The following is a 12,957-nucleotide window of genomic DNA, read 5'->3' on the forward strand; positions in this document are numbered from 1 at the left end:
ATTACGTTTGGTTTATGGGTGTGATAGTGGCACTCTTGCCACCATCATCGTTTGAAACCTTCAAGGTTGCCATTGAGTACGCTGGCCACTCAACTTTCTGTCGAGAAAACTGGCTGCGCTGATCAATGCCAGATGGCTCAATCCCTGAGGCGTATTGCCCAGATGATGACCATGCCGATCGAACTCTTCGGCGAATAAGCCCAGCGGGTTGGCATAGCGCAGCAATTGCTGAAACTCCAGATGCGCTTTTTCCACCTGTCCGGCCCTGGCCAGACATTCCACGTACCAGAATGAACAGGCAGTGAACGCACCTTCATCGCCCGGCAGGCCGTCGTCCTGACGGTAGCGATAGACCATGCCGTCACGCACCAGCGTGCGCTCGATCGCCGCCAGCGTGCTGAGCCATTGCGGGTCGCTGGCACCCACGAAGCGCACCAACGGCATCAATAGAATCGAGCCGTCGAGTTCGACACCGCCCAGCTTCTGTACGAAGTGTCCGGCGTCGGCGTTCCAGAAATGGGTCCAGATATCGTCGTGAATCGCCTGCCGTTCCTTGTCCCAACGCTCGAACGGTGCTGGCAGGGAGCGTTTTTCGGCCAAGCGTAACGCCCGATCGATGGCCACCCAGCACATTAGCCGGGAATGCAGGTAATGCTCGGGTGGGTTGCGCATCTCCCAGATACCGACATCCTTCTGCTGCCAGCTGCTGCAGACTTTGTCGACGATGTGGGTGACGTGTTTCCACCCCTCATGGGAAATGGCTTCGCCGTATTTGTTGGCCAGGTACACCGCATCCAGCAATTCACCGTAGATATCGAGCTGGACCTGATCATGGGCACCGTTGCCCACCAGCACGGGACGGGCACCACCGTGCCCGCTCAGGTGATCGAGTTCCGATTCGGGCAGCTCCTCGCGGCCATCCAGGCCGTACACCACACCCAGCCGGGCGGGCTCGTCAGTGCATTCGCCGACCCTATCGCGCACCCAGCGCATGTAGTCGTTGGCCTCCGTGGTGAACCCCAGGCGCATGAACGCGTATACGGTGAACGACGCGTCCCGGATCCAGGTATAGCGGTAATCCCAGTTGCGTACGCCACCCGGCGCCTCCGGCAGACCAAACGTGGCCGCCGCAATGATTCCGCCGTGCCGGCGTGACGTCAGCAGCTTGAGCGCCAAGGCAGAGCGGTCGACCATTTCCCGCCAACGGCCCTTGTAGTTCGAATGGCCGATCCAGTTGCGCCAGAACGCCAGGGTTTCTTCCAGACAGGTCTGCCCCGTGCCGGCGCTCACCATGGGGTCTTCTTCGCCACCCAGGATGAATTCGGCGCATTCGCCTTCCTTGAGTTCGAACACGGCAATGGCGCTGTGCTCGTCGATGCTCAGGGCCTGGGTCGCCGACAGACGCAAAGTGGGCTGACCTTCGGCGCGGAAGCAAACGTCCTCGCCGCTGGTGTAGGCCTGGGTATCGGCGCGGCTGTAGTCGTGCCGAACCCGACAACGCAAGCGAATGGTGGCCGTGCCATTGCGCGCCTCGACCCGGCGGATCAGCCGGGGCAGGGCGTCGGCAACGGCGGCGACCGGCATCAGGTCGGTGATCTCGATCACCGCGTCGTGGTCGATCCAGCGCGTCTGCAGAACATTGCTGTCGGGCAGGTAGATCTGTTGCCGGCGTGCACCGGGCAGGTCTGGGGCCAGTTCGAACACCCCGGCACGATCGCAATCGAGCAGGGCGGTGAATATCGAGGGGCTGTCGAATTCGGGCCAGCAGCAGAAGTCGATGCTGCCATTGTCGGCGACCAGTGCGGCGCTGCGCATGTCGCCGATGATGCCGTGGGCCTCGATGGGGCTTTGCGTAGTGCTGCAGACGTCTTTAGCCATTGTTTCGGAACCCCGGATACAGGCTCATGCCGCCGTCGATGAACAACGTGGTGCCATGTATGTAGTCACTCAGATCGGACGCCAGCCAGACCACTGCGTTGGCAACGTCGTCCACTTCGCCGACGCGACCGTAGGGAATCAACTCCAGCAGTTTCTTTTCCGCATCGCCCTGGGTGTTCTCTTCGTTGATCGCCGTGCGGATGGCACCGGGTGCGATGGCATTGACGCGAATGCGCTGCTCGCCCACTTCCTGGGCAATGCTGCGCATCAGCAGGTCGATACCGCCTTTGGACGCGGCGTAGTTGACGTGGCCTGCCCACGGAATGAGCTGGTGCACTGAACTCATGTGGATGATCTTGCCAGCTGCGCGGGATAGCCACGAGCGCGGGCCTTGGCTCTGGAACTGGCGCAAGGCAGCACGAGCGCACAGGAACTGGCCGGTGAGGTTGACTTCGATCACCTTGTTCCAGTCCGCCAGGGTCATGTCGACCGTGGCGGCATCGCGTTGCAGCCCTGAATTGGCAACCAGGATGTCCAGGGCGCCATAGGTGTCGATGGTCGCGGCGAACAGACGCTCGACGTCCTCTTCCTTGGACACGTCCGCGCCCACCGCGATGGCCTTGCCACCCGCTTCGCGGATCTGCGCGACGAGTTTTTCGGCAGGCTCTGCGTGGGAGTTGTAGTTGACCACCACGCTGGCACCGGCTTCGGCCAACGCCTTGGCAGCTGCGGCACCCAGACCGGAGCTGGCGCCGGTGACGAGGGCAACCTGTTTATCCAATGAAATCTGCATCCGGGATGTTCCTCCGATAATGGCGTTTCAATGCTGACTGGCAACGCGGTGCGGGAGTTCAGCCTGGAAACGTTTGGGCACGAATGCCACACGAGGATGCCCAAATAGAGTGACGGCCCAATGTGCCGTCCGCGCACTACCAGGAGAAGCACAATGAACAAAGAATCCGATCGCGAAGACCTCGACCACAAGCCGGAAAATGCCGGCAAGGTTGGTGAAGAGCACAAGCGCGAGAATCAGCAAGGTGAGAAGGAACGCACTCCATCCGATGAAGGCCAGAGCAAACCTGTCGGTTGAGTAGCGCTCGGCAGCCCCGATCCTTCAGGGCTGCCGGCCTGCTACACGGGTTCCGCCAGAGCGCTTTGCAAGTAAGGTGCAGTCTGACTGGCGCTGACCTTGGCCACTGCTTCCGGCCTCCCGGCTGCAACCACTTTGCCGCCTTGGTCACCGGCTTTGGGTCCGATATCGATTACCCAATCGGCCTGAGCCACCACGCGCATGTCGTGCTCCACCACGATCACGGTGTTGCCAGCATCGACCAGATGATTGAGTTGCTGCATCAGCCGGTCGACATCGCTGGGGTGCAGGCCCGTGGTGGGTTCATCGAGTACATACAACGTAGCGCCGCGCTGAGTGCGCTGCAATTCGGTGGCCAACTTGATACGTTGCGCTTCACCTCCCGACAGCTCGGTCGCAGGCTGACCCAGGCGTAGATAGCCCAAGCCGATGTCGCGCAGTACGCTCAAGGGGCGCAGCACCGCTGCCTGCTCGGCGAACACCTCACAGGCCTGCTGAACGGTCAATTGCAGTACGTCGGCGATCGTACGTCCTTCCCATTTCACCGTCAGGGTCTTGGGGCTGTAGCGGGCGCCATGACAGGTCGGGCAGGGGCTGAAGACGCTGGGCATGAACAGTAACTCGACGCTGACGAAACCTTCACCTTCGCATTCCGGGCAGCGCCCCTTGGCCACGTTGAACGAGAACTGACCGGCGTCGAAGCCGTGACGACGGGCATCCTTGGTGGCAGCGAACAGTTTGCGCACGTGATCGAACAGCCCGGTGTAGGTGGCCAGGTTCGAGCGCGGTGTGCGGCCGATAGGTTTCTGGTCGACCTGCACCAGTCGCTTGATGTGATCCATACCCTCGACGATGTGGCCCGATTCGGTCTGCGGCGCAGCGTCTTCCAATACGTCTTCGACTTCTTCCTGGGCCTGGCCCAGGTGTTCACCGACCAGCTCCAGCAACACTTGGCTGACCAGGCTCGACTTGCCCGAGCCGGAGATACCGGTGACGGCGGTGAAACATTGCAGGGGAAACTCGGCAGCCACCTTGCGCAGGTTATTGCGGCTGACATCCGCCAGCTTCAGCCAGCGGGTGGTGTCTCGACGTGGGCGCGGCAATGGCGCGGCGCCGCCGTGAAGGTACGCACGGGTCTGCGAGGCGTCTATCTGAGCCAGGCCTTGTGGCGGGCCGCTGTAGAGCACTTGGCCGCCCTGTTCGCCGGCCAACGGCCCGACATCGACCACCCAGTCGGCGCGCGCCATGGTATCCAGATCGTGCTCGACGACGAACAGAGAATTGCCTGCCGCCTTCAGTCCCTGCAGAGCGGCATGCAATGACTCGCCGTCGGCCGGATGCAGGCCGGCAGTGGGCTCGTCCAGCACATAGACCACGCCGAACAGTTGCGAGCCGAGCTGGGTAGCCAGGCGCAGGCGCTGCAGCTCGCCGGACGACAGCGTCGGCGTGCTGCGTTCCAGCGACAGATAGCCCAGGCCCAGATCGATCAAGGTGTGCAGGCGACCGAGCAGGTTTTGCGCGAGCTGCTGAGCAGCCAGACGCTTTTCCTCGCTGAGTCGCTTGCCCACTTGCTGACCCTCGGCCACCGGCTTGAGTTTCTGCGCCAGTTGGCTGAGCGGCAGTTGCGAGAACTCTCCGATGTCCAGGCCGGCAAAGGTCACGCTCAGTGCTTCGGGCTTGAGCCGTTTGCCGGCGCAGACTTCGCACGCCGCGCCGATCATGAACTGGCTGACGCGCTTCTTCATCAGCGCGCTCTGCGAGTGAGTGAAGGTATGCAGTACATAGCGCCGCGCCCCGGTGAAGGTGCCCTGATAGCTGGGTTCCATCTTGCGCTTGAGCGCTTCGCGGGTCTGTTCCGGCGTCAGCCCGCCATACACCGGCACGGTCGGGGTTTCTTCGGTGAACAGGATCCAGTCGCGCTGTTTCTTCGGCAGGTCGCGCCACGGTACGTCCACGTCATACCCCAGGGTCACGAGGATGTCGCGCTGGTTCTGGCCTTGCCATGCCGGCGGCCAGGAAGCCACCGCGCGCTGGCGAATGGTCAGGCTGTCGTCGGGTACCATGGTTTTTTCGGTCACTTCGTACACCCGGCCCAGTCCATGGCAGTGCGGGCACGCACCTTGCGGAGTATTGGGCGAAAAATCCTCGGCGTAGAGCAAACCCTGGCCCGGCGGATAGGCACCGGCTCGGGAATAGAGCATGCGGACCAGACTGCCCAGGGTGGTAACGCTGCCCACCGAGGAGCGGGTGCTGGGCGTGCCGCGCTGCTGCTGTAAAGCGACGGCAGGCGGCAGGCCTTCGATGCTGTCGACGTCGGGCACGCCGACCTGATCGATCAGGCGTCGAGCGTAGGGAGCGACCGATTCGAAGTAGCGCCGTTGCGCCTCGGCGTAGAGGGTGCCGAATGCCAGCGATGACTTGCCCGAACCCGATACCCCGGTAAAGACCACCAGGGCATCGCGCGGGATATCGACATCGACGTTCTTGAGGTTGTGTTCGCGGCCGCCGCGAACCTGGACGAAGCCGCTGGGAGCGGTAGGTTTCATGAAAAGCCTTGGAATGAATGAGCAGTGCAATAACCGACCGCAGTCTGCACCCACAATTCCGGAAGCCTTCTATGAGCGACTTTACGCAGCCGCTACCAGTCGTTCGAGAAACGTCGCCAGGGCGACCTCTTCCAGACGCAGCCCCTTGCGTTGGCGAGGTTTGGGCAACTTCGCCAGCTCGCCCATGACGAAATGCTCCAGCACCTTGGGGTGGATGTAGCATTTGCGACACACCGTCGGGGTATTACCCAGTTGCTTGGCCACCGCCTTGACCATGTCGACGATGTGCTTCTTCGCATCGGGTTCGGGCTGCCAGTGCAGCTCACGCAACATGGCCAGGGCCAAGGCACTGCCTGCCCACGTGCGGTAGTCCTTGGCGGTGAAATGAGCGCCAGTGATCTGGTGCAGGTAAGCGTTCACGTCGTGGGAGCTGACGCTGTGCCGTTGGCCATCCTCGTCAAGGTACTGGAACAGATTCTGCCCCGGCAGCTCCATGCAGCGCTTGACGATGCTGGCCAGGCGCCGGTCCTTTACCGTTACCGAGTGTTCGACGCCACTTTTGCCCCTGAATTGAAAGGCAATGGTATGGCCTTTGACCTCGACATGCTTGTTGCGCATCGTCGTCAGTCCGTAGGACTTGTTGTCTCGGGCGTACTGGGTATTGCCCACGCGAATCAACGTGTTGTCGAGCAACGACACCACCGCCGCCATGACCTTGTTGCGATCCAGCCCCGGCGCGGCCAGGTGAGCCTCTAGCTGCCGCCGTACCTTGGGCAGCATCTTGCCGAACTCGATCATGCGCGAATACTTGTCTTCATCGCGCACTTCGCGCCAGCGCGGATGGTAACGGTATTGCTTGCGCCCGCGAGCATCGCGTCCGGTCGCCTGCAGGTGACCTTGGGGGTCGGCACATATCCACACATCGGTGTAGGCCGGCGGGATGACCAGCGCGTTGATGCGCTTGATTTCGGCCTCGTCGCGAATGCGTTCGCCATCAGGCGTGAAATAGGCGAAATGGCCACGCACCGTCTTGCGGCGCAGGCCCGGCAGGGTGTCGTCAACGTAATGCAGATCGGCAGGAAGTTCGATTTCGAGAAGGTCGGACATTTGTGCGCAAAACCATGGCCTGTGTCTGCAATGGACCGCGGCCACGCGCGGAAGTCCCGTCGGCGATGTGCGAAGAATGTTCGCTGGAAGCAAGCGTAGGAGATTTCCCCGAAAGCTTGGGAATTGTCCGGCTTTCGTGTCAGCACGTCCCGGTAATACTGGCGCCGCTGCACAAGGGGGCACTGGGAGCGTGGCCATCCTACGACGCTAGGGAAAATTTCACTCAAGGGTTTCGGAACCTTCCCATAGCCAAATCGGAATAAGCCGACCGACGTCGTGCGCGATTTACGGAACACTCCTACAGCAGGTGGCCTCGTCCTGCGCTTGACCACTGTCCCCTGATCCAGAACCAGAAGAGGCGCTGCAGAACGCTGCAAAGGAAGCACGCGCCGGGCACGCAAGCGCCGTCCGGCGCCCTCGCAATCAGGAGAAAGACATGCGTACAGCACTGATAATCGACGATCACCCGTTCATCCGGTCAAGCGTCAAACTGTTGCTCAAGCAGGAAAGGTTCAGCGTGGTTGCAGAGGCAAAGGACGGTGTCGATGGAGTCTTGATGGCCAAGACACACCATCCCGATCTGATTGTCCTCGACATCTCCCTGCCCGGACTGGACGGCATGGACGTCATCGCCCGGATCAAGGAGCTGGGGGCCAGCAGCCGAATCGTCATTCTCACCTCCCAACCTGCCGAACATTTTTCCCTGCGCTGCATGAAGCTGGGCGCCATGGGCTACGTATCCAAGTGCGATGACCTCAACGAACTGCGCAAGGCGGTAACGGCCATCGGTACCGGATTCACCTACTTCCCGGTGGTTGCCTTCAGCTCGGTGCGCAACAGCGATGCGCTGGTCAGTGAGGCGGACAGCATCGCGCGCCTGACCAACCGCGAGCTGACCATCCTCCAGCACCTGGCCCGCGGCCTGAGCAACAAGGCCATCGGCGAGCTGATGCTGCTCAGCAACAAGACCGTGAGCACGTACAAGTTTCGGCTGATGGACAAGCTGCAGATGGGCTCACTGGTCGAGCTGGCCGAGCTCGCCAAACGTAACTTTCTGGTTTGACGGGTGAGTTGATGAGCCTGATGGCGAGGACCGGTCGTGGCGTTCGCTGCATGCTTGTGTGGCTGGCCGGTACGGCACTGGTCCATGCCGAGATGCTGCCGTTGCACGGCCGGTCACAGCCCGAAATTGCCTGGTTCGACCGCCTGCAGGTCCAGTTGGCCGACCGCGATCGGCAGTGGCTGCGGGCGCGACGTACTTTGCGGGTGGGCGTCAGCCGCCCCGATTACGCGCCGTTCGACCTGTCCGCCAACGGCGCCAGCTATGAAGGGGTGAGCGCCGACTATCTGGCCCTGCTGGCGCGGCTGCTCGAGTTGCAGGTGGAAGTGCAGGCCTATCCGTCCCGTGAACTGGCGATGGCCGCGCTCAAGGCGGGCGAGGTCCAGGTGCTGGGCACCGCCAGTCGTCGTGAAGCACTGCGTCACGGCCTGCTGCTCTCGAGCCCCTACATCGAGGACCGGCCGGTGCTGGCCACGCGCCGGGAGTCCGCGCTGAACGCCGATCCTGCCTTGCCGGTGCGCGTCGCCCTGGTACGAGACCATGTTTCGCCCAGTGAGGTGCGCGAACGCTTCCCGACGGCCCAACTGCAATTTCACCCAACCCCCTTGAACGCCATGGCGGCAGTGGCGTACCAGCAGGCAGACCTGTTCGTCGGCGGGGCCCTCGCGGTGTTCCATCAGGCCGATGGCAGCCAGTTGCCCGCCTTGCGCCTGCAATCGGCGGTGGGCATCGAGGGGCACGCCTTCGGCTTTGCCGTCGGCCCGCGCGATGCGCGCCTGCTGCGGGTATTGGACAAAGCCTTGGCGGTGATACCGGATGAGGCACGGGCCAGCATTCTGCGACGCTGGAGCGTCGAGCGTCCGGACGTGGCGGAGCCTGCGGCATTGCCCTTGAGTGCAGTGCAGCGCCAGTGGCTGGCCGGACGTCGAGAACTGCGTGTGCTGATGGACCCGCGTTTCGTGCCCGTCAGCTACCGCGACGATCAAGGCCGCTTCGCCGGCGTGGCTGCCGACGTGCTGCAACAGATTGCCCGGCGCACCGGGCTGGCCATCGAAGTGATCGAGGGCACTTCCCTGACGCGCATGAGCGAAATGATCGAGCGCGGTGAGGCCGACCTGATCGCCGCGATGATCCCAAGCCCCGAGCGGCAGACCCGCCTGGCGTTCAGCCGAGGGTTCCTGAGCAGCTCACCGGTGCTGGTCACCCGTGAAGGCCAGCGAGGTCTGACCTCCCTGGAGCAGGCCAGCGGCAAGCGAATAGTGCTGGTGGAGGGCAGTCGTGTGCATGAATGGCTTCAGGAACACTACCCCTCGATCACCCGACTGGACGCGGTCAGTACGGCCGAGGCACTGGCCATGCTCGACCGCGGCCAGGCCGACGCCGCAGTGCTGCCCTTGATCGCCGCGCGCTACATGATCGCGCGACAATACCGCGAGCGGCTGCGCATCAGCGTGGCGCTGCCGCTGGCCCCGGTCCATTTCGCCTTCGCCGTATCACCGCAGGCTCAGGTGCTGCAATCGATCCTCGACAGTGCCCTGCAGGACATTCCTCCGCCGCACATGAGCGAGCTGACACGCCACTGGCGCACTGAAATGATCGTCACCGACGGCCTTTGGCAGCGCTACCGCTGGGCGATCATGCAGGGATTTGCCGCAGCTTTGCTCCTGCTGTTGCTGGCGTTGGGCTGGGTCAGCTACCTCAAGCGCCTGATCCGCCAGCGCGTGGATGCCGAGCGTGCGTTGACCACCCAACTGGAGGTCATGCGGGTGATGATCGACGGCACGCCCCATCCGATCTACATACGCGATCGCCAGGCGCGTCTGATCAACTGCAACACCGGCTACCTGCAGGCCCTGGGCGTCACCCGCGAGGCCATACTGAACAAGCCGCTGGCCGGCTATGGGTTGCTTCAGGAGGCCCATGCACAGGTTGCACAGGACATATACATGCAGGTCATGGAGCGCGGCGAACCGGTGGTCGAGGACCGCACGCTGACGCTGCAATCAGGTGAGGTGCTGATCATCCACCACTGGATGTTGCCTTACCGCGGTGTCGACGGCCGCATACAGGGCCTGATCGCCGGGTGGGTCGATATCACCGAACGTCAGCGCCTTTGCGAAGCCTATCGCGAAGCCCAGGCCCAGGCCGAAGCAGCCAACCAGGCCAAGACCACTTTTCTGGCAACCATGAGCCACGAGATCCGGACGCCGATGAACGCCGTGCTGGGCATGCTCGAACTGGCCCTGAAGAAAGCCGAGCAGGGCATGCTCGACAAGCCGGCCCTGGAAGTCGCCTCGCAATCGGCCAACGGTCTGCTCGCGCTGATCGGCGACATTCTCGACGTCACCCGCATCGAAGCCGGGCGGCTGGAACTGCTGGCCGCGCCCTGCCAGTTGGGACAACTGGCAGGGGATACCGTCGGCCTGTTCCAGGCCCAGGCCCGGGAGAAACACTTGCGGCTCAAGCTCGACATGCTGGGTGCACCTGATACCTGGCTCAGCGTCGATCCGGTGCGCTTCAAGCAGATCATCGCCAACCTGCTCAGCAATGCGATCAAGTTCACCCGCGAGGGACAGGTCACGGTGAGCCTCGGCGTCTGGCCGCAGACCCACGGCGCGCGGGTCGAATTGAGCGTGGAAGACAGCGGTCAAGGCATCGCTCAGGCCGATCTGGCTCGCCTGGGCGCTCCTTATCGGCAGGCTGCCGGCGGCCGTGGCAGCCGTGTCGGCGCCGGGCTGGGCCTGAGCATCTGCCGTAGCCTGGCGGCGCTGATGAAAGGCCGATTGGAACTGCACAGCGTGCTCGGCTGTGGCACTCGGGTCCAGGTACAGTTCGACGCGGTACCCCGCGCCATCGCCCCGCAGCAGATCGCACGCGAGACGTCGCGCAGCAACTTGCCGGCGCTGCAGGTGCTGGTGGTCGATGATTACCCGGCCAACCGATTGCTGCTGGAGCGTCAGCTGACTTTTCTCGGTCATCGTGTAACGGTCGCCGAACACGGCGCCGCCGGCCTGCGCGCTTGGTTGCGGGGTGCCTACGACGTGGTGATCAGCGATTGCAACATGCCCGGTATCAATGGCTATCAGCTGGTCAAGGCCGTGCGCGAGCACGAGCGCCGGAAGAAACTTGAGCCGTGTCTGTTCCTCGGCTGCACGGCGAACGCGCAGATACGCGAGCGCCTGCGCTGTCTCCAGCAAGGCATGGACGACTGCCTGTTCAAGCCATTGAGTCTGGAAAGTCTGGCACTGCATCTGGATCCACATCGCGCACGCCGCAGGGTCGAGACAGAAGATGATGAGGTGGACCTCGGCAGCCTCGATCAACTGACCGGCGGCGATGCAAGTTCCCTGCGGCGCCTGCTCGATGATCTGGCCGAGAGTAACCTGCAAGACCTCAAGCGCCTGCATTCGTTGGCGCAACCCTACGCCATCGGCGAGGTGGCGGAACTGGTGCACCGAATCAAGGGCGGCGCCCGCATCGTCCGCGCTCGACGGCTGCTGGCGGCCTGCGAAGCACTGGAACAGGCCTGCACGGCTCACCCTTCGGCCGAACGGATGCGTCGCGGGGTCGAGGATCTGGCGGCTGCCATGGTCAGCCTGGACGACTATCTGAAACGGCACGAAAGATCCGGCAAGGCGTAGGAATTTTCCAGTGCGTATTGGGAATTTGCCTGCATCCCGCGGCTGGCACGGAGTTGAACATAGGCATGAAGAAACAGGGGCATGAGGTAACAGGGGAAGTGATCGTGTCAGATATCAAGCCAACGGTGTTACTGGTCGAAAGTCATGGGTTTCAGCGTGCGATCGCCGTGCGGATGCTCAATCAGCTGGGTTGCAGTTGCGTGTATCAGGCGCAGACCAGCGAGCAGGCGGTGCAGTTGCTGCGCGAGCACCAGCCCATCGACGTGCTGGTGTGCAACGTCGATGTACTGGGGGTGGGTGCCTTGCGCATTATCCAGGAGGCGGTCACCCGCAAGCGCGTGCGCGCGGTGCTGATAGGTGGCGGACTCGATCCGGAGGTGCGCACCGGGCTGTACCAGTGGGTGTCGATGCTGGGTGTTGAGTACCTGGTGGATGCCGGCAGCCCGTTGGACTTTGATCGGTTGCAACGTTTCTTCGCGGCGTTGAACACGCCACGCGAGGCGGTCCTGGCAACACCGTCGACGGTGCGCATCAGCCGTGCCGAGGTGCAGGCGGGGATCGCCAGCGGCCAGTTCGACATCTGCTTTCTGCCGCGTTGCACGGTTGCCGACGGGCGTATTCGCAGTGTCGACGCGCAGTTGAGCTGGCGGCACCCGCGGCACGGCCCGCTGGCCATGCCGCAGTTCTGCCCGGCGGTGGAGCGGGCAGGGCTGGGCAATGCGCTGCTGTTGTACATGGCCGAGCAGGCGGTAGAGGTTCAGCATCAGCTTGCCGATGCCGGTCTGCAGGTGGGGTTGAGTCTGGGCATGCGACTCGAGCAGCTGGGTCATCCACCGCTGATGAACGAGTTGCTCGGCATACTGCGCGGACATTTGACGGGCAAGCATCGCGTGGCACTGGAGCTCAGCCATGTCGGGCTGGCGCGGCCCAAGGCCGAATACCTGGAAACTCTGCTGCGAGTTCGGCTCATGGGTTGCGACCTGGGCATGCAGGGCTTCGGCTTCGGTGGGGCGTCGCTGCAGCGCCTGTGTCAGTGGCCGATCAATCAGTTGCGTCTGGCTGCACCGTTTCTGCTCGAAGCGCCGCATCAGTCGCGCCACTTGGCTGTGGTCCAGCACATGTCGGTCGCCGCGCGTACCTTGGGCATCGAACTGACGGTGACTGGCGTGCAGAGCGCGGTGCACCATCTGCTGCTATACGACCTTGGCTGCCTGCGCGGCCAGGGCGACTATTTCGCCGCACCCCTGACCGCCGCCACACTGCAGCAGCGCCTCCAGCAACCCAGGACGCTGCAACCCATACGCCGCGAGTAGCTGCGCCCGGACGCATCACGCGCCTCGCCGGCCCTGCAGCAGCGGCGCGAGCCGCGTCCGGGTTTGTGGCGTTCTTTCAGGCGTACCGCATCCACCGCCGACGCGGCTTGCGCCGCTGCTACAGGGGATCGCGGTCTTTGTAGCAGCGGCGCGAGCCGCGTCCGGGTTTGTGGCGTGCTTTCAGGCATACCGCGTTCACCGCCGACGCGCCTTGCGCCGCTGCTACAGGGGATCGCGGTCTCTGTAGCAGCGGCGCGAGCCGCGTCCGGGTTTGTGGCGTGCGTTCAGGCGTACCGCCTCCACCGCCGACGCGGCTTGCGCC

The 12,957-nt window shown here is 63.3% G+C and carries 8 protein-coding genes; 4 read left to right on the forward strand and 4 right to left on the reverse strand.

Annotated features, from left to right (window positions below):
* Positions 1 to 60: 60 nt before the first annotated feature.
* Together QMX89_RS07805 and QMX89_RS07810 are read right to left on the reverse strand one after the other, a co-directional pair.
* Complete coding sequence (locus QMX89_RS07805) at positions 61 to 1,878, reverse strand: glycoside hydrolase family 15 protein (protein WP_282347699.1); 1,818 nt, start codon at positions 1,876 to 1,878, stop codon at positions 61 to 63.
* Positions 1,871 to 2,671: a glucose 1-dehydrogenase gene (locus QMX89_RS07810; RefSeq protein ID WP_282347701.1), complete on the reverse strand. Its 801-nt coding sequence runs from the start codon at positions 2,669 to 2,671 to the stop codon at positions 1,871 to 1,873. The genes QMX89_RS07805 and QMX89_RS07810 overlap by 8 nt, the downstream gene beginning before the upstream one ends.
* A gap of 153 nt (positions 2,672 to 2,824) precedes the next feature.
* On the opposite strand from QMX89_RS07810, the gene QMX89_RS07815 reads away from it, so the two are divergent.
* Complete coding sequence (locus QMX89_RS07815; RefSeq protein WP_177327956.1) at positions 2,825 to 2,968, forward strand: hypothetical protein; 144 nt, start codon at positions 2,825 to 2,827, stop codon at positions 2,966 to 2,968.
* Positions 2,969 to 3,009: 41 nt separating this feature from the next.
* Here the strand turns inward: QMX89_RS07815 and uvrA are convergent, their stop codons facing one another.
* Together uvrA and QMX89_RS07825 are read right to left on the reverse strand one after the other, a co-directional pair.
* Positions 3,010 to 5,514, reverse strand: coding sequence for an excinuclease ABC subunit UvrA (gene uvrA, locus QMX89_RS07820; RefSeq protein WP_282347702.1), 2,505 nt, complete (start codon positions 5,512 to 5,514; stop codon positions 3,010 to 3,012).
* Positions 5,515 to 5,595: 81 nt separating this feature from the next.
* A complete protein-coding gene (locus tag QMX89_RS07825) occupies positions 5,596 to 6,621 on the reverse strand; it encodes a DNA topoisomerase IB (RefSeq protein ID WP_282347703.1) in 1,026 nt (341 codons plus the stop codon).
* Between the two features lie 436 nt (positions 6,622 to 7,057).
* Between QMX89_RS07825 and QMX89_RS07830 the strand changes: the two genes are divergently transcribed.
* From QMX89_RS07830 to QMX89_RS07840, 3 genes are all read left to right on the forward strand, one after another.
* Positions 7,058 to 7,684, forward strand: a complete 627-nt coding sequence (locus QMX89_RS07830) for a response regulator transcription factor (RefSeq protein ID WP_049860194.1) — start codon at positions 7,058 to 7,060, stop codon at positions 7,682 to 7,684.
* 50 nt (positions 7,685 to 7,734) lie between these two features.
* On the forward strand, positions 7,735 to 11,322 hold the full coding sequence (locus QMX89_RS07835) for a transporter substrate-binding domain-containing protein (RefSeq protein WP_282347704.1): 3,588 nt from the start codon (positions 7,735 to 7,737) through the stop codon (positions 11,320 to 11,322).
* Positions 11,323 to 11,426: 104 nt separating this feature from the next.
* Positions 11,427 to 12,635, forward strand: coding sequence for an EAL domain-containing response regulator (locus QMX89_RS07840; protein ID WP_161804292.1), 1,209 nt, complete (start codon positions 11,427 to 11,429; stop codon positions 12,633 to 12,635).
* Positions 12,636 to 12,957 lie beyond the last annotated feature (322 nt).

The sequence above is a fragment of the Pseudomonas sp. PS01301 genome, assembly GCF_029960215.1.
Lineage (GTDB): Bacteria > Pseudomonadota > Gammaproteobacteria > Pseudomonadales > Pseudomonadaceae > Aquipseudomonas > Aquipseudomonas coleopterorum.

Excerpts from the sequence above, each read along its gene's own strand:
- QMX89_RS07805 (WP_282347699.1), bottom strand. The coding sequence starts at position 1,878 with ATGGCTAAAGACGTCTGCAGCACTACGCAAAGCCCCATCGAGGCCCAC.
- QMX89_RS07810 (WP_282347701.1), bottom strand. The coding sequence starts at position 2,671 with ATGCAGATTTCATTGGATAAACAGGTTGCCCTCGTCACCGGCGCCAGC.
- QMX89_RS07815 (WP_177327956.1), top strand. The coding sequence starts at position 2,825 with ATGAACAAAGAATCCGATCGCGAAGACCTCGACCACAAGCCGGAAAAT.
- uvrA (WP_282347702.1), bottom strand. The coding sequence starts at position 5,514 with ATGAAACCTACCGCTCCCAGCGGCTTCGTCCAGGTTCGCGGCGGCCGC.
- QMX89_RS07825 (WP_282347703.1), bottom strand. The coding sequence starts at position 6,621 with ATGTCCGACCTTCTCGAAATCGAACTTCCTGCCGATCTGCATTACGTT.
- QMX89_RS07830 (WP_049860194.1), top strand. The coding sequence starts at position 7,058 with ATGCGTACAGCACTGATAATCGACGATCACCCGTTCATCCGGTCAAGC.
- QMX89_RS07835 (WP_282347704.1), top strand. The coding sequence starts at position 7,735 with ATGCTTGTGTGGCTGGCCGGTACGGCACTGGTCCATGCCGAGATGCTG.